This window comes from Mycobacterium sp. IDUB_5 (assembly GCF_055419565.1).
Genome location: NZ_JBVAXX010000001.1, coordinates 450124 through 475101 on the forward strand (window position 1 = coordinate 450124; position 24978 = coordinate 475101).

General features: G+C 67.3%; 24 protein-coding genes. 8 read left to right on the forward strand and 16 right to left on the reverse strand.

All coding sequences use genetic code 11. From position 1 onward, the window contains the following. Nucleotides 1-48: 48 nt before the first annotated feature. Nucleotides 49-1011 (forward strand): oxygenase MpaB family protein, encoded by a 963-nt coding sequence (locus tag ACZY1G_RS02220; protein WP_463821471.1) that lies wholly within the window; start codon nt 49-51, stop codon nt 1009-1011. Nucleotides 1012-1015: 4 nt separating this feature from the next. On the opposite strand, the gene ACZY1G_RS02225 is transcribed toward ACZY1G_RS02220, so the two are convergent. Next, nucleotides 1016-2218: an alpha/beta hydrolase family protein gene (locus ACZY1G_RS02225; protein WP_463821472.1), complete on the reverse strand. Its 1203-nt coding sequence runs from the start codon at nt 2216-2218 to the stop codon at nt 1016-1018. A gap of 41 nt (nt 2219-2259) precedes the next feature. On the opposite strand from ACZY1G_RS02225, the gene ACZY1G_RS02230 reads away from it, so the two are divergent. Then, complete coding sequence (locus ACZY1G_RS02230) at nt 2260-3033, forward strand: trans-aconitate 2-methyltransferase (RefSeq protein WP_463813403.1); 774 nt, start codon at nt 2260-2262, stop codon at nt 3031-3033. On the opposite strand, the gene cysC is transcribed toward ACZY1G_RS02230, so the two are convergent. Genes cysC through ACZY1G_RS02250 form a run of 4 tightly spaced genes read right to left on the reverse strand, consistent with a single transcriptional unit; the run spans nt 3021 to nt 8052 of the window. Further along, nucleotides 3021-4880 (reverse strand): adenylyl-sulfate kinase, encoded by a 1860-nt coding sequence (gene cysC, locus ACZY1G_RS02235; RefSeq protein WP_463813404.1) that lies wholly within the window; start codon nt 4878-4880, stop codon nt 3021-3023. The two genes, ACZY1G_RS02230 and cysC, sit on opposite strands and share 13 nt — an antisense overlap. Further along, nucleotides 4880-5809 carry a sulfate adenylyltransferase subunit CysD gene (gene cysD, locus ACZY1G_RS02240; RefSeq protein WP_463821473.1) on the reverse strand — a complete coding sequence of 310 codons (930 nt, stop codon included), beginning with the start codon at nt 5807-5809 and terminating at the stop codon, nt 4880-4882. The genes cysC and cysD overlap by 1 nt, the downstream gene beginning before the upstream one ends. Further along, complete coding sequence (gene stf0 / locus ACZY1G_RS02245; RefSeq protein ID WP_463813407.1) at nt 5806-6606, reverse strand: trehalose 2-sulfotransferase; 801 nt, start codon at nt 6604-6606, stop codon at nt 5806-5808. The genes cysD and stf0 overlap by 4 nt, the downstream gene beginning before the upstream one ends. Nucleotides 6607-6657: 51 nt before the next feature. Beyond that, nucleotides 6658-8052: a sulfatase family protein gene (locus tag ACZY1G_RS02250; RefSeq protein ID WP_463821474.1), complete on the reverse strand. Its 1395-nt coding sequence runs from the start codon at nt 8050-8052 to the stop codon at nt 6658-6660. Between the two features lie 126 nt (nt 8053-8178). Between ACZY1G_RS02250 and ACZY1G_RS02255 the strand changes: the two genes are divergently transcribed. Beyond that, the gene (locus ACZY1G_RS02255; RefSeq protein WP_463821475.1) at nt 8179-8472 is read left to right on the forward strand and encodes a CDGP domain-containing protein; all 294 of its coding nucleotides are present in this window, start codon (nt 8179-8181) and stop codon (nt 8470-8472) included. A 4-nt stretch (nt 8473-8476) separates the two neighbouring features. Here the strand turns inward: ACZY1G_RS02255 and ACZY1G_RS02260 are convergent, their stop codons facing one another. Further along, on the reverse strand, nt 8477-8959 hold the full coding sequence (locus tag ACZY1G_RS02260) for a hypothetical protein (protein ID WP_463821476.1): 483 nt from the start codon (nt 8957-8959) through the stop codon (nt 8477-8479). A gap of 64 nt (nt 8960-9023) precedes the next feature. Here ACZY1G_RS02260 and ACZY1G_RS02265 point away from each other — a divergent pair, with 64 nt between their 5' ends. Further along, nucleotides 9024-9695, forward strand: a complete 672-nt coding sequence (locus tag ACZY1G_RS02265) for a phosphatase PAP2 family protein (protein WP_463821477.1) — start codon at nt 9024-9026, stop codon at nt 9693-9695. Here the strand turns inward: ACZY1G_RS02265 and ACZY1G_RS02270 are convergent. Next, entirely contained in the window at nt 9649-11151 is a 1503-nt protein-coding gene (locus tag ACZY1G_RS02270; protein ID WP_463821478.1) for a diacylglycerol kinase family protein, read from the reverse strand. The two genes, ACZY1G_RS02265 and ACZY1G_RS02270, sit on opposite strands and share 47 nt — an antisense overlap. Nucleotides 11152-11259: 108 nt before the next feature. Between ACZY1G_RS02270 and ACZY1G_RS02275 the strand changes: the two genes are divergently transcribed. Then, nucleotides 11260-11931, forward strand: a complete 672-nt coding sequence (locus ACZY1G_RS02275; protein WP_463821479.1) for a L,D-transpeptidase family protein — start codon at nt 11260-11262, stop codon at nt 11929-11931. A gap of 3 nt (nt 11932-11934) precedes the next feature. Here the strand turns inward: ACZY1G_RS02275 and ACZY1G_RS02280 are convergent, their stop codons facing one another. Then, nucleotides 11935-12393 (reverse strand): nuclear transport factor 2 family protein, encoded by a 459-nt coding sequence (locus tag ACZY1G_RS02280; protein ID WP_463813414.1) that lies wholly within the window; start codon nt 12391-12393, stop codon nt 11935-11937. A 79-nt stretch (nt 12394-12472) separates the two neighbouring features. Between ACZY1G_RS02280 and ACZY1G_RS02285 the strand changes: the two genes are divergently transcribed. Continuing rightward, a complete protein-coding gene (locus tag ACZY1G_RS02285) occupies nt 12473-14320 on the forward strand; it encodes an Hsp70 family protein (protein WP_463821480.1) in 1848 nt (615 codons plus the stop codon). Between the two features lie 152 nt (nt 14321-14472). On the opposite strand, the gene ACZY1G_RS02290 is transcribed toward ACZY1G_RS02285, so the two are convergent. From ACZY1G_RS02290 to ACZY1G_RS02310, 5 genes are read right to left on the reverse strand one after another with little or no spacing between them, the layout of a single operon-like run. After that, nucleotides 14473-15471: an ABC transporter ATP-binding protein gene (locus tag ACZY1G_RS02290; protein WP_463813416.1), complete on the reverse strand. Its 999-nt coding sequence runs from the start codon at nt 15469-15471 to the stop codon at nt 14473-14475. Next, on the reverse strand, nt 15468-16493 hold the full coding sequence (locus ACZY1G_RS02295; protein WP_463821481.1) for an ABC transporter ATP-binding protein: 1026 nt from the start codon (nt 16491-16493) through the stop codon (nt 15468-15470). Before ACZY1G_RS02295 ends, ACZY1G_RS02290 begins: the two co-directional genes overlap by 4 nt. Further along, nucleotides 16490-17452 (reverse strand): ABC transporter permease, encoded by a 963-nt coding sequence (locus tag ACZY1G_RS02300; RefSeq protein ID WP_463813418.1) that lies wholly within the window; start codon nt 17450-17452, stop codon nt 16490-16492. Before ACZY1G_RS02300 ends, ACZY1G_RS02295 begins: the two co-directional genes overlap by 4 nt. Then, nucleotides 17452-18486 carry an ABC transporter permease gene (locus ACZY1G_RS02305; protein ID WP_463813419.1) on the reverse strand — a complete coding sequence of 345 codons (1035 nt, stop codon included), beginning with the start codon at nt 18484-18486 and terminating at the stop codon, nt 17452-17454. The genes ACZY1G_RS02300 and ACZY1G_RS02305 overlap by 1 nt, the downstream gene beginning before the upstream one ends. A 10-nt stretch (nt 18487-18496) precedes the next feature. After that, complete coding sequence (locus ACZY1G_RS02310; RefSeq protein WP_463821780.1) at nt 18497-20134, reverse strand: ABC transporter substrate-binding protein; 1638 nt, start codon at nt 20132-20134, stop codon at nt 18497-18499. A 238-nt stretch (nt 20135-20372) separates the two neighbouring features. On the opposite strand from ACZY1G_RS02310, the gene ACZY1G_RS02315 reads away from it, so the two are divergent. After that, nucleotides 20373-21788 carry an HNH endonuclease signature motif containing protein gene (locus ACZY1G_RS02315; protein WP_463821482.1) on the forward strand — a complete coding sequence of 472 codons (1416 nt, stop codon included), beginning with the start codon at nt 20373-20375 and terminating at the stop codon, nt 21786-21788. A gap of 145 nt (nt 21789-21933) precedes the next feature. Beyond that, the gene (locus ACZY1G_RS02320; RefSeq protein ID WP_463821483.1) at nt 21934-22581 is read left to right on the forward strand and encodes a hypothetical protein; all 648 of its coding nucleotides are present in this window, start codon (nt 21934-21936) and stop codon (nt 22579-22581) included. A 4-nt stretch (nt 22582-22585) separates the two neighbouring features. On the opposite strand, the gene ACZY1G_RS02325 is transcribed toward ACZY1G_RS02320, so the two are convergent. The 3 genes from ACZY1G_RS02325 to ACZY1G_RS02335 are packed head-to-tail and all read right to left on the reverse strand — an operon-like array spanning nt 22586 to nt 24970. After that, on the reverse strand, nt 22586-22900 hold the full coding sequence (locus tag ACZY1G_RS02325) for a hypothetical protein (RefSeq protein ID WP_463813422.1): 315 nt from the start codon (nt 22898-22900) through the stop codon (nt 22586-22588). A 53-nt stretch (nt 22901-22953) separates the two neighbouring features. Further along, nucleotides 22954-24192: an FAD-dependent oxidoreductase gene (locus ACZY1G_RS02330; RefSeq protein ID WP_463813423.1), complete on the reverse strand. Its 1239-nt coding sequence runs from the start codon at nt 24190-24192 to the stop codon at nt 22954-22956. 10 nt (nt 24193-24202) lie between these two features. Next, nucleotides 24203-24970, reverse strand: a complete 768-nt coding sequence (locus tag ACZY1G_RS02335) for an SDR family NAD(P)-dependent oxidoreductase (RefSeq protein WP_463813424.1) — start codon at nt 24968-24970, stop codon at nt 24203-24205. Nucleotides 24971-24978: the final 8 nt, after the last annotated feature.

The window sequence follows — 24978 nt, forward strand, 5'->3', positions numbered from 1 at the left end:
GGAAACGCACGTTCGCAACTTTGAGCGGCGGCGCGAGAGGAGCGGTTCGTGGCGGTACAGGACTCGGCGACGACGTCGCCGTCTGGAAGCACAAAGCCGTCTGCAAGCACAAAGCCGTCTGGAAGCACAAAGCCGTCTGGAAGCACAAAGCCGTCTGGAAGGACGAAGCCGTCGGGAAGCACGAAGCCGTCGGGAAGCGCGAAACCCGACGAGGGAATGCTGGGGCTCGGATTGCTGGCCGGCCCGGCGAACGTCATCATGCAACTCGCCCGGCCGGGCGTCGGCTACGGAGTGCTGGAGAGCCGCGTCGACAGCGGCCGTGTCGACCTGCACCCCATCAAGCGGGCCCGCACGACGTTCACCTACCTGGCGGTGTCCACGAACGGCACCGACGCGCAGAAGGACGCGTTCCGGCGGGCGGTGAACCGGGCCCACGCGCAGGTGTACTCGCTCGAGGACAGTCCGGTCTCCTACAACGCGTTCGACAAGGACCTGCAGCTGTGGGTGGGGGCCTGTCTGTACAAGGGCGTTGTCGACGTGTATCGCCTCTTCGTCGGCGAGATGGATACCGAGACCGAGGCCAGGCTCTTCGAGCAGGGCCGCAAACTCGGCACGATGCTGCAGGTGCCCGAGCACATGTGGCCGGCCGATCCCGCGGCGTTCGACCGGTACTGGCAGGAGTCGCTGGAGAAGGTGCACATCGACGACACCGTTCGCGAGTACCTGTATCCGATCGCGGTGTCCCGGGTTCGCGGAGTCCGCTTGCCCGGCCCGTTGCAGCGCCACGCCGAGCAGACGGCATTGCTGATCACCACAGGATTCCTGCCGCAACGCTTCCGCGACGAGATGCATCTGTCCTGGGATGACAAGCAGCAGAAGCGGTTCGACCGCATCATTAGGGTGCTGCGGCTGGTCAACACGTGCTCGCCGCGCGTGGTGCGGGAGTTTCCGTTCAACGTGCTGCTCAAAGACATCGACTGGCGCATCCGCACCGGACGCCCGCTGGTCTGAGGCCTCAGTCGAACATGTAGGGGCCGAGGAACCGCGTCATCCGTCGCAGGTAGTCCGGCTGGCTGACATGCAACACGTGGTTGCCGGGGAACCAGTGGAAATCGCAGCGGTCCCAGTGCCTCCAGAGCATCTCGGCTTGCGCAGGAGGCGCCAGCCTGTCGCCCAGGCCGGCGATGATCAAGCGCCGCACCTTGGCCGGCAGCGGCCGATAGTTGAGCGGCGAGGAATACATCGTCGCGGCGTCGACCAGTTCACTGTCCGCGCCGGACAGCCAATTCCGCAGCGCCACGACCTTGTTCGCAGGAAACCACTCGTCGACCGTGCGATCGGGCGTCACTACGGGAACGTTGGGGATCACGGCCTGGATGCGGTCGTCGACGCTGGCGATCAGGGCCGAGGTGTATCCGCCCAGCGACATACCGGTCAACGCGATGCGGTCCACGCCGGTGTACTCGAGATAATCCAGCACCGACCGGAAGTCGTGCACCGCCTGGGCCATCGCCTCGCAGAAGCCGGAGAACCCGTGCGCGAAGTAACCGTGCCCGGAGAACGGTGAGTACTGCTCGGCGCGGCGGCCGTGGAACGGCAGTGTGTACAGCAGGACGTCGTACCCCGAGCGGTAGAACCAGGGGAGTGCGAAGAACAGTCCGTTGAACAGATACGCCGAGCCCATGAAGCCGTGGATCAGGCACAGCGTGGGCCTTGGCCCGTCGTCGTGGCGCCAGTGCTGCGCATGGACGACGTTGTTGCGAACGAAGCCGGCACACTGCTCGCGCAGCGCGGGGTTGACGGCGGTGAAGCTGCTCTCGAAACGGATGTTGCGGACGTTGCCGTGGGCCACCCACTCGGCGACTGGGTTCGCTGGCCGGGACGACACCCGCGGCGGTGACTCCGGGGCCGGGAACGCGACGGACGGATCCTTCATCGACGCCATCTCGGCGTAGAACTCCAGGTGCTCCTGCTCGGCGGCCGACTGTGTCCGACGCAGCGCGCCCACCACCGACGGCGCCATCGTCACGCTGAGCAGTGATGCGATCGAGGTCCGCAGGGCCAGGTCGGCCACCGCGGAGGAGTCGACGATCAGCCGTTGACGCAGTGTCAGGTCGATTCGGCGCGGCAGGCCGCGGGCCGTCGCGTCGGCACCGGGAACGTCGGGTACCGGAAGCGGTAACTCGTCGGGCTCCTCGGCTGCGACGGTGGATTCCACGGTTGCCAATCTAACCGTCCACCGCCTGACAGACTGGCCGCATGTGGAATCCCGAGGTCTACCTCGCCTATGCCGACCACCGGGGCCGACCGTTCTACGATCTGACCTCGCGCGTCGGCGCCACCGCGCCGCGCCGCATCGTCGACCTGGGGTGCGGCCCGGGAAACCTGACCCAGACGCTGACCACCCGCTGGCCCGGCGCGACGATCGAGGCGTGGGATTCGTCCCCGGAGATGGTGGCCGCAGCGCGCGAGCGCGGCGTGGCCGCCGAGGTCGGCGATGTCCGGGAGTGGTCACCGGCGCCCGACACCGACGTCGTCGTCAGCAACGCCACGCTGCAGTGGGTTCCCGAGCATCGGGAGCTGATCGTGCGGTGGGCCGCCGAACTCAGCCCGGGAGCATGGCTCGCCTTCCAGGTGCCCGGCAATTTCGACGCGCCGTCCCACCGCGTGGTCCGTGACCTCGCGGCCCAACCCCAGTGGGCAGAGCTGTTGCGGGACTTCCCCTTCCGCAGCGCGGAGGTGGTGGACTCGCCGCAGTCATACGCCGGTCTGCTCCACGACGCCGGCTGCACCACCGACGTCTGGGAAACCACCTACGTCCACGAGCTGACCGGTGAGCACCCGGTGCTGGACTGGATTCACGGCACCGCGCTGCGGCCGGTGCGCGGCGCCTTGAGCGACGCGCAGTGGGAGCAGTTCCGCTCCGAGTTGATCCCGATTCTCGCCGAGGCCTATCCGCGGCGGTCCGACGGCACCACGTTCTTCCCGTTCCGTCGGATCTTCGTGGTGGCGCAGGTGGGTCAGCGGCGCTGATCGAGCAGGTCGATGACCTGCGCGACCAGGGTGTCGATGTCTGCCCCCGTCGTATCCAGCACGAGATCGGCGTCCTCTGGCGGCTCGTACGGAGCGTCCACGCCGGTCAAGCCCTTCAGCTCGCCGGCACGGGCCCGCGCGTACAACCCCTTGGGATCCCGCTTCTCGCACTCCTCCCGCGGAGTCGCGACGTAGACCTCGATGAACGGCAGCTTCGCTGCGTCGTTGAGGGCCCGCGCGATCTCCCGGTCCGACTTCAGCGGAGACACCAGCGACGCCAACGCCACCACCCCCGCGTCAGCGAACAGCCGGGTGAGATGACCGACGCGACGGATGTTCTCGGCACGATCGCCGGCAGAGAAGCCCAGATCGTCGGACAGCCCGTGGCGGATGTTGTCGCCGTCGAGCAGATAGGCCACGTGCCCGGCGTCGACGAGCGCGCGCTCCACGGCGACGGCGATCGTGGACTTGCCGGAGGCGGGGAGCCCGGTGAACCACACCGTCGCGCCGCGCTGCCCGGTCGCCGCGCGGCGGTACTCGCGCTCCAGCGACGACGGATGCCAACGGATGTCGTTGCGTGTCTGCTCGCCGGGCTTCACCTCACGCGGTTCGATGATCGTCCCGGCGCCCACCGTGTCGTTGGTGGTCTCGTCGATCAGGATGAACGCGCCGCTGTCGCGATTCTCGGCGTAACTGTCGGCCACCACGACCGAGCTGGTGCGCAGCGTCACCACGCCGATGTCGTTGAGCACCAACTCCACTGGATGGTCGAGATCGTCGAGAGTCTCGGGATCCAGCCGTGAATGGAGTGCCTGCGCCGTGGCCCGAACCGTGCGTGTGCCCTGCTTCAATGCGAAGCGGTCACCGGCCCGCATCGGGCTGTCGCGGAACCAGCAGACGGTGGCATCCAGCTCACGTGCCAGCACCGGCAGCACCGCGTCGTCGTCGCCGCTGACGAAGACGTCGCCGCGGCCGACGTCGATGTCGTCGGCCAGTTCGATCGACACCGACAGCGGCGCAACGGCAACGGGGCGATCGTCGTCGAGAGTGTCGACGACGGTCACGGTGGAGCGGGTCCCCGCAGGCAGGCTGACGATGGAATCGCCCACCTGCAGGGTGCCTCCCGAGAGCCGCCCTGTGTAGCGGCGGCGCTGTTCGGCCGTGGGGCGCGACACCCACTGCACCGGCAGCCGCAATGTGCGCGATTCCGGTTGCGGCGCCGACAGTTCCACCGACTCGAGGTACTCGAGCAGCGTGGGCCCCTCGTACCACCCGGTGCGTTGCGAGCGGTGCACCACGTTGTCGCCGTGCTTGGCGGCAATGGGAATGACGGTCAGATCGGCGCCGCCGAGCCGTGCGGTCACCGTGCGCAGCTGCCGGTCCACCTCGCTGAAGCGCTCCCGGTCGAAATCCACGAGGTCGATCTTGTTCACCGCGGCGACGAAGTGCTTGATTCCCAACAGGTTCGCGATGCGTGCGTGCCTGTTGGTTTGCCGCAGCACACCGGCCCGGGCGTCGACCAGCAACACTGCGACGTGGGCATTGGAGGCGCCGGTGAACATGTTGCGGGTGTAGCGCTCGTGCCCCGGGGTGTCGGCGAGGATGTAGCTGCGAGTGTCGGTGGAGAAGAACCGGTAGGCGACGTCGATCGTGATGCCCTGCTCGCGTTCGGCGCGCAGCCCGTCCGACAGCGCCGCCAGATCGGCCACACCCTCCTCGTCGGTGACAGCCTCGAGATGGTCCAGCGGCAGGCTGTCCGTGTCATGGAGGAGCCGGCCGATCAACGTGCTCTTGCCGTCGTCCACCGACCCCGCGGTCGTGATGCGCAGCAATTGACGAGTGCCCATCAGAAATACCCCTCGCGCTTCCGGTCCTCCATGGCCGCCGCCGACGTCCTGTCGTCGGCGCGTGTCTCGCCGCGCTCGGAGACGGTGGCTGCGGAGATCTCGCTGATCACCCCGTCGATGGCCGTGGCGTGTGATCGCACGGCTCCGGTGATGGTGAGGTCGCCGACCGTGCGGTAGCGCACCCACTCGACCGCGGCGGTCTCGCCGTCGGCCGGCTGGGCATAGTCCGAGACGGCAAGAAGGATTCCGTCGCGCTCGAACACCTCGCGTTCGTGGGCGAAGTAGATCGACGGGAGCTCGAGGTCCTCCAGTGCGATGTAGCGCCAGATGTCCAGCTCTGTCCAGTTGCTCAGGGGGAACACCCGCACCTGCTCGCCGCGGCGAATCCGCCCGTTGTACAGCGACCACGGTTCCGGCCGCTGGGCACGGGGATCCCATTGACCGAACTCGTCGCGGAAACTCAGGATGCGTTCCTTCGCGCGGGCACGTTCCTCGTCGCGCCGTGCGCCGCCGAACGCGGCGTCGAAGCCACCGGCCTCGAGCGCATCGAGCAACGTGCGGGTCTGCTGGCGGTTACGGGAGGCGCCCGGGCCGGGATCGGGCACGCGGCCCGCGTCGATGGATTCCTGCACCGAGGCGACGATCAGCTTGTGGCCTTGGCCGGTGACGCGTCGATCACGGAATTCGATGACTTCGTCGAAGTTGTGCCCGGTGTCGACATGCATCACCGGGAACGGCAGCGGACCGGGCCGAAAAGCTTTCTCCGCCAATCGCAACAGCACAATCGAGTCTTTGCCCGCGGAGAACAGCAGCACCGGGCGTTCGAGCTCTGCCACCACCTCGCGGATGATGTGCACGGCCTCGGCTTCCAGTAGCCTCAGCTCGTCGACGTGGATGGCGTCGTAGGTGTCCGAGATCCCAGCGCTCATGTGGGTAGGCCCTCCCGTTCGGCGTCGGCGCGGTACCGATCCACCCATTCGTCGGACCGTTGATCAGCCTGACGTTCCAACACCGGTGGCGGCGCCAGCCGCGCATCCTGTCCGACCGCCTCGAGCACGGAGGCCACCACCTCGGTGAGGTTGCGCCACAACACCGGGTAGGGCACGTCCATCGGCTCGATGTTCTCCTCGGCGAACCAGGACCGCCAGCCGTCCTCCTGCGCGCGCAGCATCTTCACGACATGCGCGATCGCGCCGGCGTGATATTCGGCGCGCGCATCGCGCACCGGGTCGGGCCGCCCGCGCCACACTCGGGTCTGCACGGCCCGCCAGAACGACACCGCCTGTGACACCACGTCAGGGCGGTACACGTGGATCAGCACCGGATCGGAGCCGATCACGTCGCGAATCGCTGAGAGCAACCCGGAGCCGCTCCGGTCGGGCAGCCCCTCGGCTCGCTGCATCAGCAGTGGGGTCTGGTTCCACATCAGCTTGCCGCCCCAGATGCCGTTCGGTGTGCGCCCCACGGTGCGGATGTAATCTCGCCAGATCTCCGGTGGGGCGAGATCCGGTTTGCCCTCGTCGAGCGGGTCGAGCAGACGCAGGATCGACTCGTCGGTCACGCCCTCGAACCACTGCCGCGGCTGCGGCGACTGGCTGGTGGTCGGCAGGTACTGGAAGAACTCACCCGGCTCACCCGCGACGCCGGTGGCCCGCAGCGATTCGACGAGAAGGGTGCTCCCGCTGCGCTGGGAGGCCAGCACCAGGTAGGCGGTCGGGGCGGACATGGCCGTGAGCTTAGCTGCCATCACGGCAGGTGAGACGACCCGACCAAAGGATCACGGTGAGCTTAAGTCTTGTCCTGTCTGCTCGTCCTCTGCGATCCCGCGGTCGGCGGCAATCGCTGCGCGGCTGGGCAATTGAAGATCCTGAACCAGCAGGTAGGTTTCCGTGTAGCGGGCGGCGATGCGCGTTCCCGCGAAGTCGGAGGGAATGACGTCACCGACGCTCTGACGCCAGTCGTTGAGCAGCAGCGCCAGATCACTGCCGAGCGCCTCGGCCTCCTCTGTGGGCTGCTCGGCGAGCAGGTTGTGCGCTTCGATGGGATCGGCTGCGAGATCGTAGAGTTCGCGCTCGGGACGCGGTGAATTCACCGACGGTTCGACTGCCCGCCCGGGTGCACTGTCGGCGATGTCCCACGGCAGATCCAAGAGTGGTCGCGCGGCGTAGTTCTCGATGTAGCTGTAGCGCTTGGTCCGGATGGCTCGGATGGGATCGAACGAGTCGTGGTAGGTCTTCGTGGTGTACACGGCGGTGCGCACAGGATCGGCATGCCTGCGGTTAGCAACCAGATGTGTTGCGTGCGAATAGCCTTCGACTTCTGACGGGATGTCGACCTCTACCAGGTCGAGCACTGTGGGTAGCAAGTCGACCCCGCTGAACAACTCGTCGTACACCCGCGGCGGCAGGTTCGCGTCACGGGGTGGCCGCATGATCAGCGCGATGCCGGTCCCTGCGCCGTACAGTGTGGACTTCGCGCGGGGCAGCGCGGGGCCGTGATCGGTGACGAACACCACCCACGTGGTGCGATCGAGACCGGTCGCCGCCAGCGCGTCCAGCAGCCGACCGACCGCGGCATCGGCGACTGTGATGGAGCCGTAAAAATCTGCCAGATCCTGACGCACCGCTGCGGTGTCGGGAAGGTAGTCCGGCACGCGCACCGACTCCGGATCAGCGGGGACGTACCGATCGTGCGGATAGGGCCGGTGGGTCTCGAAGAAACCAGCCGTGAGCAGGAACGGCTTGTCCGGGGGATCGGCAAGCCATTGCACCGCCTGTTCGACGACGTATTCGCAGTACGAATTCGACACGTCGAACTCATCGAAACCGAGGCGCGACGGGAACGACGTCTCGTGCTGCATACCGAAAAGTGCGCTGTGGTAACCACTTTCGGACAGAATCTGGGGAAGGGTGCGCACGCCGGGCCGGTACTCCCAGCCGTGGTGCGCCAGCCCGATCAAGCCGTTGCTCTGGGGGTACCTGCCGGTGAACAGGGAGCCACGCGATGGGGAGCACAGTGGCGCCGTGGCATGGGCGTCGGTGAACAGGATGCCGTCGCGGGCCAGCTCGTCGAGGTACGGGCTGGACACATCGGGGTGCCCGTAGACGCCGAGGTAGCGGCCCAGGTCATGCCAGTGCACGAGCAGAACGTTGTCCCGCCGGCCTTCACTCACAGCTGCGTCCTCCCGAGATCAGCTCCTACACGTCGTCCGGGCCCACGGTAACGACAAAAGCGCCAAGAGGGACAAGTGGGAGATGCCCACGCGGTAGCGTCGGGGAGGCGGTGAGGGGAGACGACCATGAAGGCGACGATCGTTGCGGTGGGACTTCTGACAGCGTCGTTGTCGGGTCTGGGCGTGGTGACTTCCGCGCCGGCCAGCGCCGGTTGCCTCTACGGCGGTGGATACATCAGCAAATGCGACGACCCGATCCAGCCGGATGGCAGCTGGCAGCGGTGCGTGGGGATCGCCTCGGTGGTGCCCAGCGGCTTCGGTACGCATCTGGTCCCGGTGCGTCAGTGCGCGGTCATGGGACCCGGCCGGCCCGGCGGTGACCCGGCGTTCAACGACCCGCCGATGCACATCGACGGCTGAGCCGCTACGGGTGGTACGGCACCCCGACCGCCCGGAACACGAACTCGGGCGGCACATCGTAGGCCAGTGAGCGCCGAGGCAACCGTGCCAGCACATCGGCAGGCAGATCTTCCTTGTAGTGCAGGGACAGCTCACCGGAGCAGCGCGGATCGACGGCAGCCACGTCGACGTCGAGAGTCAGCCCGCGTTCGTCGAACGTCGCGGTGACAGCTCCTGACTGTGGCGCGTCCCAACGCAGATCCATCGTGCGTCCGGCGAGCTTGGGCACGGAGGAGAGCGTGGCCAGCACCCGCTGCTCGGTCAGTACCAGCGACCCGACGTAACTGGCGATGCTGCCCGCCGAACGAAGTCCCGGCACCGCGCCCCGGAACCGCCGCGTCACCGCCACGTACTCGGCGATGAAGACGATCCCCTCGGCCTCTACTTCGGCGCGGAGCTCATGCGGAAGCTTCCCGATGCGGAGCAACTTGCGCAAGAACACGGCCATGCAGGCACGGTAGCTCAGATGGTTTTGTGGTCTTTCCACAATGTCGGGTGGTACACGTGGTCGGATGGATGCGCGCAGAGGGTTGCTAGCCGGATCTGCGGTGCTCGCGCTCGGCATCTTCGTCGCGATGCTGCTCGGATACCGCCTCGGCTGGGCACCGCTGTCGCGCATCGACGATGCCGCACTCGACGCCACGTTGCGGATCGGAGAACGGTACCCGGGCTGGGTCACGTTCTGGGACGTGTTCTGCACGGTGCTCGGCCCGACGGCCTTTCGCCTGGTGACGATCGTGGTGATCGTCGTCGCGTTCGTCCGACGCCACGTGCGCCTCGCCGTCTTCCTGATCGTCAGCGTGGAGCTGTCGGGCCTGGTCACCGAGATCGCCAAAAGACTGGTCGACCGGCCACGGCCGTCGACCGCCCTGGTGCACGCCGCATCGTCGTCGTTCCCCTCGGGACACGCGGTCGGCGTGACGGTCGCGGTCATCGCGCTGCTCACGGTGTCGCTGCCGCTCGTTCCCGCCGCTCGGCGGGCATGGCTGATCACGGCGGGAGTAGCCCTGATCGTCACGATCGGCGTCGGCCGCGTCGTCCTCAACGTGCACCACCCGTCCGACGTGATCGCCGGATGGGCGCTGGGCTACGCCTATGTGGTCGCGTGCCTATTGGTGCTGCGTCCGGTGCGTCCGGTCACGGAGCCGGACGAAATACGGGAAGTGAGCGGTAGCGCACGCTGAAGCTAGCCTTCGTGACCTCGGTGCCCACCTCGCCGTCGAGCGCGAGCACCGTCGGTCCGTCGACGGACTCGAAGGCGAATTCGGGCACGCGCAACTCACGGTAGAGGGGGCTGCGGACCAGGCGTCCGAACATCAGCGCCGCGAGAATCCGCCACTTCGCCAGCGGCCGGCCCGTCTCCAGGATGCGGATGTCGATGAGCCCGTCGTCCATGCGCGTCCGTCGCGAAGGAGCGAAGCCCGACGGCAGATAGATCGAATTGCCGAGGAAGAACAGAGAGGTCTGCAGCGTCTGGTTGTCGTACTTGATACGTACCGGCTGGTCGCGGCGCAGGGTGTGGAACATCGCGTAGATCCCGGCCAGCGGCTTGCCGATCTTGTGCTCCCACTTCTCACGCGTCTGGACGAACTGCGGATAGGCCCCGATGCTGGCGGTGTTCACCACCATCTGCTTCTCGTTGAGGCACACCGTGTCCACACACGACACCGTCCCGTTCTCGATGGCGGCCACTGTCTTGGCGGTGGTGTCGCAGCCGATGTCCTTGGCGAAGTGGTTGAACGTGCCCGCCGGGAACACCGCCAGGGGCACCCCCTCCTCCAGGGCGATGCTCGCCGCGACTGCCACCGTGCCGTCGCCACCACCGACTGCCAACACGTCCGCGCGTTGCGCGGCCGACCGGAACACCGCGGGCACGTCGTCGTCTTCACTCAGCTCGACGATCTCCGCCTCGGGCAGGGCCTCGCGCACCTCGTCGAGCACCCGGGCGCCCGTGCCGCTGCCCGACGCCGGGTTCACCACCACGGTCACCCCCGCGCCGCGCGGCCGCGGCGGCGTGTCGACGCTCAGCGGGGCAACCCCGGGCAGCCGCTCCTCGACGATCGGGGGCACCACGCGGGCGCCCAACACGGCGATTCCGGCGCCCAGGCCGAGGCCCGCCAGCACATCACCGGGGTAGTGCGCACCCACCGCGATCCGCGACATTCCGACCATCCCGGCGAGCAGAGCCAGGCCCAGCCCCACGGGCGCGTTCTCCAGACCGACTCCCACCGCGAACGCCGCGGCGCTCGCCGAGTGCCCCGACGGCAGCGAATTCGAGGTGGGTGCCCGCCGTGTCTGACGTGCCAGCGGCACCGTCAGCCGGTTCGGCCGGTCCCTTCGCCACACCCGTTTGGCGCCCTGATTGGTCACCAGACTCGTCACCCCCAGAGTCAGGACACCACGCATCGCGCCGCGCTTCACCGACGGATTGCCGAACACGGCTAGGCCCGCGGCGATCGCGAACCACAGCTTGGAATGGTCGGCCGCCCTGGTCAGCCGCGGCATGACCGCGTCGATCAGGGGGCTGGGGGACTCCGCGATCGCCTCGAACACCTCGCGATCCAGCGTGCCCAGCCCCCGGCCGATCTGGGTGATTCCTCGGTGTCGCGGCCGCCGCAGACGTGCGGGCAGTAAGTCCATCACGCCAACGTAGCCGAGACGCTGCGAGAGCAAACCTCGCGTACTGCGACCTGATCGTGTCCGAATCTTGACCCCGAATGCTGGGTCGGGCGACCACGATCGGAGCCCATGAGCCGACTGCTCACCATGCTGTGCGCGGCGATCGTCCTCGCGGGCACGCCACCTGCGATCGCGCGGGCCGCGCTCACCCCGTGGTTCTCCGCGTCGGTGGGCCGGGCCACGCAGGTGCTCGCGGTGACCGGCACGGGCGGCTCCGACGCCACCCTCGACGTATGGCAGCGCACCGCCGCCGGATGGCAGCCCGTCACCGGCGGAGTGGGCGTCCCTGCCAAGATCGGGGCAAAAGGCATGTCGCCCAACCACTTCGACGGATCGATGATGACGCCCGAGGGGATCTACACCCTCGACTTCTCCTTCGGTACCCAGCCCGATCCGGGCGGGGGGCTGCGCTACATCAGGGTGGGGCCCAACCACTGGTGGGACGGTGACATGAAGAGCCCCACCTACAACACCATGCAGGTGTGCGACAAGCAGAACTGCCGCTTCGACACCGCGCCGAGTTCGGGCACCGAGAATCTCGACATCCCGCAGTACGCGCACGCCGTGGTGATGGGTGTGAACAAGGAACGCGTCCCCGGTAAAGGCGGGGCCTTCTTCGTGCACAGCACCGACGGAGGGGCGACGGCCGGCTGTGTCGCGATCGACGACGCGACGCTGGTGAAGATCATGCGGTGGCTGCGTCCCGGCGCGATGATCGCCGTCACCTCCGCCGCGGGGTGATCCCTACTGCTTGACCGCCCGGCCGGCCTTGACCTTGAAGTTCAGCGCCTCCAGCGACATCGAGGCGTCGTAGGTGCGGTCGTATCCGGTCTCGCTGATCTTCCAGCCGGCGTCGGTGCGGCGGTAGCGGTCGTGGTAGAAACCCGCGCCGATCAGCATGAAGTTGAAGGCTGGCGCGATGACCCGATCCTGCAGATACCAGGTGGCCGTCGCCTCGTCGCCGTCGACGGTGATCTCGGGGTGGGTCACCCGGTGCTCGGTGATGATGTCCGGGCCCAGGGAGGTCCGCATGAAATCGACCAGTTCGTCGCGGGTGCCGAAATGGTGTTCCTCGCCGACCGATTCGCCGTAGTGGCCGATCACATCGTCGGTGAGGGTGTCGGCGAACTCGTCCCAGTGTTTGGTGTCGAGCGTGCGCAGGTACCGGTATTTGACCGTCTTGATGTCGTCGATGTCACCCATGGCGTCATTGCAGCACAGTTCTGCCGGGCAGAGTGTCTGATGGGCTGCAGCGGCGACGGCGATTAAGGTGTGCCCCGTCATGAGCGATGCACTCGGGTTGTCCGTCGGCGCCACCAATCTGGTCGCGGCCGGAGTCGGGCGGCCTCCGGTGCTCCGCCGGTCCGTGCTCACCGTCTACGGCCACACTGCCCCTGACGTGGGCCTTCCCGCGGGCCGTTCCTCGGGTCAGGGTGACGGGGTGACGCTGGGGGGCTTCGTCGAGCGTGTCGGTGATCCGGTGCCCCTGGTCGCTGACGACGGGTCGCGGTACCTGGCCGACCAACTCGTCGTCGACGCGCTGGAATCGATGGCTGCGCTGGCCGGCTCCGCCGCGCCAACCGACGTCGCGATCGCCGTGCCGGCGTACTGGGGACCCGGGCCGATCGACGCGCTGCGCGAGGCGCTGACGGCCAGCGGGCCGCTCGCGCCGGGGGGACCGCCGCCGCGGCTCATTCCGGACGCGGTGGCGGCGTTGACGGCGATGGTGGCCGACCCCGGTCTCGAACGCCGGGGGGTGCTGGCCGTTCTCGACATCGGCGGTAGCGGAACGAGTATCAGCCTTGCCGAGGCCGGATCGCTCGAATTGATCGCTCGCACCGAGCGGTTCGCGGAGTTCGCCGGTGACCAGATCGACCAGACCTTGCTCACCCATGTCCTCGAGCGCGTTCCGCACAGCGGTGAGGACACCGGCGCGACCGCCGCGGTCGGATCGCTCGCGCGCCTGCGGGAGCAGTGTCGCGGCGCCAAGGAGCGCCTCTCGACGGAGCCCGAAGCCCGCATCGACGTCGACGTGCCGGGGTACCGCGGTGACATCGTGGTCACGCGAGCCGATCTCGATGCGCTGCTGGCCCGCCCGCTCGACGACCTCGTCGAGGCGCTGCGAGACACCCTGCAGCGCAACAACAGTGGCGCTACAGCCCTGTCGGCCGTCGTCCTGGTGGGCGGCGGTTCTGCCATTCCGGCGGTACGGCAGCGCTTTTCGGCCTATCCCGGCCGGGTCCTGTGGTCACCGCGACCGGCGCTGGACGCAGCCGTCGGCGCGGCATTGTTCGCCGCCTTCGGGGGAGCCGCCGAGACCGCGACGCGCGCCGCGCCCGCCGTCGCTCCCGTAGGGCCCGACGCCGGCGCCGACTCGACCTATGCGCTGGCATGGTCGCAGGACGATCCATCGACCGACGACGTGGTGCCCTTCGACGGCGAGGACACCTACGTCATCGACGACTACGTCGACGAGCCCACCAGCAGCGCGGCGCGACCGAACCCCTACCGGCTCGATGACCCCCAGGAAGCGCGCGTCGACGACGAGCCGACGGGGTGGCGGCGGTTGCCTCTCTCGCTGCTCGGCGTGGTCGCGGCCATCGCGCTGGTCGCCGTCGGCGGCGTCGCGATCGCACTGACCAGTGTCGACAGCTCGGATTCCGACCGGCCGAAGCCGGGAACCGCGCCCCTGAGCAGGGAACTGACCCCGACGAGTCCGGTCGGCGAGACCGTCACCGTGCCGGGACAGCCTGCCGCGCCGCCCACCAGCGCGGCCCCGCCGCCCGCCCCGGTCGTCACCACCAACGCGCCTCCCGCGCCGACCACCACGGTGCCGACCACGACGACGACGACCACCACGACGACCACGACCACGACCACGACGACCACCACGACGACCACGACACCGTCGACGACCACCACGACCACGACGGTCCCGACCACCACCACGACGGTGCCCACGACCACGGTGCCGACCACCACCGTGCCGACGACCACGCAGGCGCCGACGACCACGCAGGCGCCGACGACCACGCAGGCGGTGACGACTCGAGCGGTGACGACGACGAGCTACCTCACCGTGCCCTTCGTGCCAGTCCCCATTCCTATTCCGGTCCCCGCGCAGCCCTGAGCGCGCAGAAATAGGGGTTTCCCCGATTGCTCCGGCCCGCGCGTCCGGCTTAGCTTGAGCAGAATCGACTCGATCGGCTGCGGAGGGGACAGCCGATCGGGTCGTTTCTCATTCCAGGACCAGGCCAGGACCAGGACAGGACCAGGCCGGCGTCAGACCGGCAGTGTCTCTACGTTGCGCGGATGATGGCACGCGGCCGTGTGACCGGATTCGTAGGACACCAGCGCAGGCTCCTCGGTGGAGCAGATCTCGGTCGCCCACGGGCAGCGGGTGTGGAATCGGCATCCCGACGGGGGATTGCTCGGACTGGGGACGTCGCCCTCGAGCACCACGCGCTCACGTGCCTCGTTGAGTCGCGGATCGGGAATCGGGACGGCCGACAGCAGCGCATTGGAGTACGGATGCACCGGCCGCTCGTAGAGGCTGTCGGTGCCCGAGTTCTCCATGACCTTGCCCAGGTACATCACCGCGACACGGTCCGACACATGTCGGACCACACCCAGGTCGTGGGCGACGAACAGATACGACAACCCGAACTCGGCCTGTAAGTCCTTGAGCAGGTTGATGATCTGCGCCTGCACCGAGACGTCCAGAGCGGACACCGGTTCGTCAGCCACGATCAGCTTCGGTTGCAACGCCAGCGCGCGAGCGATACCGATGCGCTGTCGCTGACCTCCGGAGAACTCATGCGGGAATCGGTTGTAATGCTCAGGCCGCAGACCGACGCGGTCCAGCAGGTCCTGCACACGCCGTTTCAGCTCGGCGCCGCTGGCCAGACCGTGCAGATCCATCGGATCGCCGACGATCTGCCCGACGCGCTTGCGCGGATTCAAAGAGGCATAGGGGTCCTGGAAGATCATCTGCATCTGCCGGCGCAGCGGCCGCAGCTCGCGACGGGACAAGCCGACGAGTTCCTGGCCGAGGAACTTGACCGAGCCCGAGGTCGGCGGAATGAGTTGCAGGATCGCCCGGCACAGCGTCGACTTGCCGCAGCCCGATTCGCCGACCAGACCCAACGTCTCGCCTTCGTTCAGCGTCAGACTCACCCCGTCGACCGCACGCACCGTGCCGACTTCCCGCTCGATCACGATGCCCGAGCGGATCGGGTAGTGCTTGACGACATCGGTGACCTCGAGCAGCGGTTCGGTCATGTGCGCACCCGCGCTTTCTCCTCGAGGTCCAGCCAGCAGCGGTCCAGATGCGTCCCGCTCAGCGTGGGGGCAAGGTCGGGCGGCTGACTGCACCGGTCGAACTCGAAAGCACACCGGGGCGCGAAGCGGCATCCCGGCGGCGGATCGAGCAGTGACGGTGGCTGACCGGGAATCTGCGTGAGTCGCTCCGAGCGCGGTCTGTCCAGGCGGGCCAACGACCCGAGCAGCCCCCACGTGTAGGGATGCTGTGGGGTGTAGAAGATGTCGTCCAGGCTGCCGTCCTCGACGATCTGGCCCGCGTACATCACCGCGACCCGGTCGGCGACTTCAGCGACCACCCCGAGGTCGTGGGTGATCAGCACCACGGCCAGTCCCCGCTCGGCGTTCAACTGGGCGATCAGGCGCAGGATCTGCGCCTGCACCGTGACATCCAACGCGGTGGTCGGCTCGTCGGCGATCAGCAACGCAGGCTCGAGAGCAAGCGCCATCGCGATCATCACGCGCTGGCGCATGCCGCCGGAGAACTCGTGCGGATAGCTGCGGAGACGGCTCTCTGCATTCGGAATGCCCACGGCCGTCAGCAGTTCGGCGGCCCGACGGGTTGCCTCGGACTTCGGCACGTCGCGGTGCGCGCGGATCATCTCCACGATCTGGTCGCCCACCCGATACACCGGGTTCAGCGATGACATCGGATCCTGGAACACCATGGCGATCTCCTCGCCGCGGATCTCCCTCAACCCGTCGTCGTCGAGGCCCACCAGTTCGCGACCGCGGTAGGTGACCGACCCGGTGATCCGGCTGTTCGGAGAGCGGGTGAGCCCCGTCAGCGTCTGCGCGGTCACGCTCTTGCCCGACCCCGATTCGCCGACGATGGCCAGGATCTCACCCGGACCCAGCGAGAAAGACACCCCGTCGACAGCCTGCACCAGGCCATCTTCGGTGGCGAATCCGACCCGTAGGTTCTCGACGGTCAACAGGTCTTCGCTCTTCTGCTGTTGATTCGCTCCGCAAGCGTCGCTCATGTCGGTGCCGCCTGTCCCAGTCGAATCCGCGGATCGAGCACGGCGTAGGCGATGTCGACGAGCGTGTTGAACAACACGATGAAGAACGCGCCGAACATCGTCACCGCCATCAGCGGCGGCAGATCCAGGCTGCGGATCGCCTCACCAGCGTAGAGCCCGACACCGTCGAGGTTGTACACCGTTTCGGTCAGGATCGCCCCTCCGCCGACGACCATGCCGAAATCCAGGCCGAACAGCGTGACGATCGGAATCATCGAGTTGCGCAACACATGTCGGATTCGGACCTGGCGTTCGGTCAGACCTTTTGCCCGCGCGGTGCGGACATAGTCCTCGTTCATCGCGTCCAGCATGTTCGATCGCAGCACTCGGCTGTAGAAGCCGATGAACAACACGGCCAACGTGAACCACGGCAGCACCAAGTGATATGCCCAGTCCAGGGGGTCCTCGGTGAGCGGCACATAGCTGCCCGTCGGGAACAGCTGCACCTTGTAGGTGAAGAAGTACAGCAAGATCGCGGCCAGCCAGAACACCGGCATCGAGATGCCGACCAGGGACAGGATGCTCAGCGCGCGGTCACCGAACCGGCCGGCGTGCACGGCGCTGAGGTAACCGAACAGCACCGCAAGCGCCATCCAGATCACCGCCGCACCGATGCACAGTGAGAACGTCGCCGGCAGCCCGTGCCAGATCTGTTCGCCCACATTGCGATCGCTCGCATACGACGTGAGTTCGCCGGTGAATATCTGCTTCATCATCGTCAGGTACTGCACGGGCAGGGGTCGGTCGAGTCCGAGGTCGGCGTTGACCCGGGCGATGAGATCGGGGTCGGCGTTCTTACCGGCGATCCGCGCCGCGGGGTCCGAATTCGGCACCACGTTGAAAATGAGGAACACGATCACCGAGATCGCGAACAGCACGGCGATCATGCCGAGGACCCGCCGCGCGACGAACTGCCCCATCAGTGCTCCAGCCTGATACGGGCTTTGGGGTCCAACGCATCCCGCAGACCATCCCCGAACACGTTGAGCGCCAGCACCGTGAGAACGATCAGGAGACCGGGCACGATCGTCAGGTGCGGTGCGGTGTAGATCAGCTGATAGCCATCGGCGATCATCGTGCCCCAGGAGGCGTTGGGCGGTCGGACCCCGGCGCCGAGGAATGACAGCGCCGACTCCAGCAGCATGTTGTTGGCGATGTTCAGCGTGAAGAACACGATGATCGTCGAGATGATGTTCGGGAGAAGCTCGCCGACCATGATCCGCAGCGGACCCATGCCTTGAGCGACAGCGGCTTCCACGAACTCCTTCTCACGCAGCGCCAGGATCTCCCCGCGCAGTGGCCTGGCCATGTACGGCACGTACACCAGGCCGATGATCAGGATCGGAATCCAGATCGAATCCCCCGCAATCTGCACGACACCCAGCTTCAGACCCCCGATCGCCAGCGCCGTGCCCAAGGCGATACCGAGCAGTAGCACTGGGAACGCCCAGATCACGTCGAGGATTCGAGACAGTACCGCGTCGATCCAGCCGCGGTAGTACCCGGCGAGCAGCGCGACGATCACCGCGAGCACCGTGGTGACCGCAGCGGCGGCCAGCCCGATGTAGATCGACGTCCGCCCGCCGTACATGAGGCGCACCATGACATCTCGCCCGTTCTGGTCGGCGCCGAGCAGGTACCTGCCGTGCAGGCCCGGCCCCAGCGGGGTGCCGTCGGGCGAGACGACGTCGGTGTCGACGCCGTTGATGCTCACCGTGTCGGTGATGTGGTTGTCATTCGGACCCGTCTGCGCGATGTAGTGCGCCCACAGCGGCGCCGCCAGGCAGAACAGCACGATCAGGACGAACAGCACACCGCAGGCCAGGGCAACCTTGTTGCGGCGCAGGCGAAGCCACGCCAGATACCACGGGTTGCGGCCCTGGATCTGTTCTTTGGGTACGCCGACGGGCAGTGGCGGCTCGTCGGGGACCTCCACAGGGACAGGAGCGACCATCGGTTGGTCGCTACTTCACTGCGAACGAGGTGAAGTCCTGCTTGAACAACAGATGCTGATAGGACTTGTCGAAGTCCATGCGCTCGGACAGGAACGTGGTGAACTGCTCGTTGCCGTAGGGCGCCCACACGGCCTGCTCCATGAACGCCTTGTCGAGGTCGGCGTATTGCTGCTCGACGCCGGGCTCGGTGATCTGCTTGGTCAGCAGTTCGTTCATCTTGGCGTCCAGGTCCGGCAGATTGGCCCGGGACAGGTTGTTGCCGTTGGTCGGGAGGATGCTGGCGCCGTTGAGCAGCGGGCGGAAGAAGTCGTCCGGATGCGGGAAGTCCTGGAACCAGTCGGCGAATCCGGTGTCCACATCAGGTGTGGATTGGTTTCCGATCGTGGTCCAATACACGTCTCCGGCAATCACTTTCAGTGTCGCGTTGAACCCGAGCTGGGTGAGCAGGTCGTGGTAGTACTCGCCGATGCGCTTACGGTCCGGCTCGTCGTCGGTCCACACGGTGATGTCGCGGTCGGCCGGGTTGGCCTCTGCGAGCAGCTGCTTGGCCTTGTTCATGTCGGGCCCGGGGTAGAGCTTGTACTCCTGGTAGCCCGGCATGCCCGGCGGCAGGATCTGCTGGCTCGGGTGCAGACGGCCACCGAAGATGCGATTCAACGCCTCTGGATCGATCGCGTAGTTGATCGCCTGGCGCACCTTGATGTCGTTGAACGGGGCCTTCTGCGTGTTCATGAAGAAGTAATAGGTGTTGATCGACTCCTCCATCCGGAACCGATCGGGGTAGCGGGTCTTGACCTCCTGCAGGCGGTCTGACGGAACCGGGTCGACCATGAAATCGACCTTGTTCTGCACGATGTCGGTGACCTGAGCGCTCTGGTTCTTGTTCTCCACCACGGTGATCTTGTCGACGTTCGCATCGGCCACCTCGGTGGCGCCGGCGTCCTTGACGGTCTTGAACTGCGGGTTGCGCTCCATGGTCAGCGTGCGCGGAGCGTCGACGTTGCTGATCATGAACGGTCCGCTGGCAGGCGGCGGTGTGTTGGTGGCGTCACCGTCCAGCTTCGTCGTGGGCGGCACGGGAGCGGCGAACATCAACGCGAGGAGGTTGTCGAACGTGCCGTTGGGTCCGGTCAGCTTGATCGTGATGTCGCCGGTGTTGTCGTCGGTGGTGATGCCGGTGATCGTGTCGGCCTTGCCGTCGGCGTACTCCTTGGCCCCGACGATCACGTTGTAGAACACCGACCCGCCCGAATCGGCCTTGAACAGGCGCTGAATGGCGTAGGCGAAGTCCGAGGCCTTGATCGGGGTGCCGTCGGAGTACTTCATGTTCTTGCGAAGCTTCAGCTTGTAGGTCGTGCCGTCGGGGGAGATGTCGGGCATCGCCTCGGCGAGACCGGGAACGATCTCGGTGCCCTCCTTACCCTTGGCGTGCTTGTAGGTCAGCAGGGGTGTGTAGACGTTCCAGAGGACCTCCCAGCCCTCGACCGTGTAGGACAGCTGGGGGTCGACGTAGTCGGGGAACGAGGTCAGCGCGACGGTCATGTCGCCACCGCCGCCACCTCCGCCGGAGCCGCCGCCTGACCCGCTGTCCTTGCCGCACGCTGCGACGCCGAAGGCGGCCAGCGCGATGATGAAGACGATCGCGATTCCTTGTCGAACCGAGCGTGCGGTGTTCACAGCGTTCCCATCTGTCGGGCGGCCCAAAATCCACGACTTGTCCGGGCCTCACAGCATTTTTCAGAAATTTTTCCGATTGGCAACTCGTGTTCACAGAAAACTGCCGACCGGACTGCTGGAGACACCTTAGTGCGGACTGTGCTCCGCGTCGCGCGATCCGGGAACTGCGCAACGCGTCGGCGCGGGCTCAAGGTTTGTCGGTGATCGAATGTATGTTCGAATCATGTCGGGGGTGCGGGAGGCGGTGGCGGTCTTGCGGGCCGCTGTCGATGGCGTGCTCGCTGCCGATCTGGACCTCGCGACGGCTGCGGAGCTCACGGAGTTGCTCGACGCGGTGGAATCCGCCGGCTGCCGGTTGCCGGCGGCCCAGCATCGGGCGTTGGCGCGGCTGCAGATCGAGACCACCGCGCAGCAGATGGGCGCCAAGAACTGGAAGGACGTGCTGGCGATCCGCTACCGGATCAGCGGTCCGGAAGCGCACCGTCGGTTGACCGGGGCCGCGCTGCTCGGGCCGCGGGTGTCGCTGACCGGAGAGCCGTTGCCGCCGGTGCTGCCCGCCACCGCCATCGCCCAAGAACAGGGGCTGATCACCGGCGAGCATGTGGAGATCATCCGTAAAACCGTCGACAAGCTGCCCGGGTTCGTCGACACGATCACCGCCGAGCAGTTCGAGGCCGATGTCGTGCGCATCGCGGCCGGTGCCGGTCCAAAAGCCACCCAGGATGCCGCCGATCTGGAGCTGTTCCTTCTCGATCAGGACGGCCCCGAACCCGACGATGCGGAACGCGTCCGCAAGCGGGGTCTGAAGAAGTCTCGGCAGTGTCGGGACGGGATGACGGCGTGGTGGGCGGATCTGACCCCGGAGGCTGCGGCGGTGTGGGAGGCGATCTTCGCCAGATACGCCGCCCCCGGCATGTGCAACCCCGACGACCCCGAACCGTGTATCTCCGGGACGCCGACCCAAGCGCAGATCGACAACGATCACCGCAGCCTGGCCCAACGCCAACACGACGCCCTGCTGGCGGTGGGGCGGATCGCGTTGATGAGTGGCGAGTTGGGTCAGCTCAACGGGTTACCGGTGACGGTGATCGTGCGCACCACCCTGCAGGATCTGGAATCCCGCGCCGGGATCGGGGTGACCGGTGGCGGCACCCGGCTGCCCATCCGCGACGTGATCCGGATGGGCGCGCACGCCTCCCACTACCTCGCGGTGTTCGACCGGGCCACCGGCTCCGCCCTGGACCTGTTCCGTACCCGCCGGGTCGCCTCCGCGGCGCAGCGGGTCATGTTGATCGCCCGCGACGGTGGCTGCACGAAACCCGGCTGCCGGGTCGGGGCGTACGGATGTCAGGTCCACCACGTCACACAAGATTGGGCTGCGGGCGGGCTGACCAACATCGATGACCTCGGCCTGGCCTGCCCACCCGATAACCGCGCCGTCGCACCCGGCAGCTGGACCACATCGATGAACACCCGCCACGAGGTCGAATGGACCCCACCACCCGAGCTCGACACCGGACAAACCCGCGTCAACACCCACCACACCCCCGAACGCCTGCTCCGCCCACCCGAACAGGAGGAGGAACCCGGCGGACCCGCACCACCCGACAACCAGGTGGCGTGAGAGCCGCCAGGAGAGGATCGCCACGTCTGTCTCGACAGCGGCTGCTTTGGGGCTGATGATACTGGCGGTGCCCATGGGGCGTTTTGTTATCGAAAGTTTGCCGTGCGTCTGTGATTTCGTGATGTGCCCTCGTAGTCTGCAGTGCGTGGGCAGGCATTCCCAGGTTCGACCGCGGCGTTCACGCGCCCGTGTCCTGACCGCTCTCGGCCTGCCCGCCGCCGCCTTGCTGGTCGCCGGCGCCGACGTGCAGCGCCCTGCAGAACAGCCTGTCCGGCCCGCGGTCGCCGAGGCGCCGCCATGCTGCATGGAACTAGTGGCTGCCCCACCGGTGGGCGTCGCGCCCGCCAGTAGCCCGGGCGGCACCCGCGTGCAATGGGTGGCCAGTTCGCGCGCGGCCGCTCGGCAACCGCAGATTCTTCCCGCCGGGTTGGCGCCCGAACGGGGGCTGCAGGTCAAGACGATCCTCGTCGCGCGTGCGGTCAGCGCGATCTTCCCGGAGATCCAGAGCATCGGCGGTGTCCGGTCCGATCCGCTGCCCTGGCATCCCAACGGCCTCGCGATCGATGTGATGATCCCCAATGCGAGCAGTGCCGAAGGCATCGCGTTGGGCAACCAGATCGTCGCGTTCGCGATGAAGAACGCCGAGCGATTCGGGCTGCAGGACTGCATCTGGCGCGGCGTCTACTACACCCCGGGCGGCGGCCGCGCCGGTGGCTACGGGCACTACGACCACGTGCACATCACCACCCACGGCGGGGGCTACCCGACCGGCGACGAGGTCTACTACCGCTGACCGATCACGGTGCGGGCGGCGGCGCGGTGGTGCTCGTCGGGGACGACGTGGGTGCCGACGGGAGATTCGGCAGGGACGGCCGAGACGGTTCCGTGCCCGCAGCGTCCTTGCACGGTCCTGCGGTGACGGGACCCGTGATGACCTCGCCAGGTCGGGGCATGTAGCCCTGGGGTGGAATGTAGAACGGCGCGCCGTTGAGGCGGGCGCACACGCCGCCGTCCTGCGCGTACGCCGTCGGTGAACTGCAGATGATCACGCCGATGAATGCAGCTGCGACGCCCGCGACCATGCCACCTGTTTTCCCGATGCTTCTCGACATCAGTTCTCCCCCCGTTGTCGAGACGATAACGCGGACCGGCTGCGCGTTTGCCGTTATCGAGCGACATCGCGGCGCGCGAACTCCGGTGCCCGCTCCGGGCGGACACCCACGCCCACCAGGTAGGCCGGGATCACCGACAACCACGGCGCGCGTTGCATGAGCCGGAGCACCCCGGGCGGCGGACCGCTCACGCCCTCCTCACCCCGCACGACCGGACCCAGTAGCCGCGCGTCGAGCTGACGCTGTAGGGCCTGGGTCAGCGCAGTCGCGACGATCCGGCGCCGACGCACTCGTGCCAGGTCCCGCTCCGTCACCACGCCGCGGCGCAGCGGCCCGGCCAGCAGCCGCGCAGTCGCGACGCCGTCCTGCACAGCGACGTTGATGCCGACCCCGCCGGCCGGGGACATCGCATGGGCGGCATCACCGATACACAGCAGTCCGTCGGTGTGCCAGCGCCGCAGACGATTCAGCTTGACGTCAAGGCACTTGATCTCGTCGAGTGAGGTGACAGCGGAGACGGTGTCCCCAGCTTCGGGTAGGAGCTCGAGAATGTCGGCGTGAAAGGCGGCCAGCCCGCGGCTGCGGACTTCGGCGTCCGACCCTTTCCGAATCAGCAGGGCGATCTGCAGATATCCCTCGCGGGGGATCACGATGATGGCCTTGCCCCGCCCGATGCGGGGGAACAGGCTGAAACCAGCGGTCGCGGCATTGCGGGGGAGCCGGAACCACAAAGCGTCGAAGCTCACCGGGTACTTCCGCACCGCCAACCCCGCCGATTCCCGGACCACGGAGCTGCGGCCGTCGCACCCGACGGTCAGATCAGCGCGCAGTTCGCCTGCGCCAGAGGGGCTTTGGTAGCGCACGCCGACGATGCGGCCCGATTCTCGGATCAGGCCGGTGACCTCGTGGTTCAGCCGCAGCGTGAAGGACGGTTCGTTCTCGGCGGCTCGAGCCAGCAGATTGAGCAGATCCCACTGAGGCACCATCGCCACGTACCGGTGCGGGAGACGGAGCCGATCGAAGTCGACCAAAGTGACCGGATGCCCCGGGGCGGCATCGACGGTGAAGTGGTGCACCCTGCTCTGGGGCAACCGATCGAAGACCGGAAACAGCCCGAGATCGTCGAGGAGCCGCAGAGTACTGGGATGCACCGTGTCGCCGCGGAAGTCACGGAGGAAATCGCCGTGCTTCTCGAGCACTGTGACCGCGACACCGGCGCGGGCGAGCAGCAAGCCGAGCACCATGCCGGCCGGCCCGCCGCCGACGACCACGCAGGTCGTCTTCTCGCCCATGTCGAGAAGGTTAGAACTTCAGGTAGCCGCCGTCGATCCTCAGCACGTCCCCGGTGTGGTACGTGCTCGCCGGGCTGGCCAGATAGACCGCGACACCGGCGACGTCCTCCCCGGCGCCCCACCGCCGTACGGGCACGCGCGGCAGCACCCGGGACCGGAACCGCTCGTCGGCCAGGCCGGCCGCCGTCATCTCGGTGTCGAACCAGCCGGGCGCGATGGCGTTGGCGCGAATGCCGTGTCGCGCCAGTTCCACAGCCAAGCTGTCGATCAGCGAGATGACCCCGCCCTTCGATGCGGCGTAGGCGGGCTGGCGGGGCATGCCCTGGAAGGCGCCGAGGCTGGACACGGCGACCAGGCTGCCGCCGCGCTCGGCCGCGACCATCTGCCGGGCCGCTTCACGCAGCGTGACGAACACGCCGTCGAGATCGACCGCGGTGATCGACCGGAATTCCTGCAGCGACGTGTCGAGCGTCGGGGTGAACCTGCCGTTCACACCGGCGTTCGCGAAACACGAGTCGAGCGAACCCCATTCGTCGCGGACACGGGCCATCGCCGCGGTGACAGCAGGTTCGTCCGTGACGTCGCAGGGCAACGCCAGAACAGGATTGCCGTGCGCGCGTAACGACTCCGCGGCCGTCTCCAGGCGTGCGACACTGCGACCGATGATGGCCACGGACGCGCCGGCCCGTGCCAGCCCGTCGGCCATCCCCAATCCGATGCCCGATCCGCCGCCGGTGACGACGCTGACATGTCCGGTGAGGTCGAAGAGGTCGGTCACGCACCAAC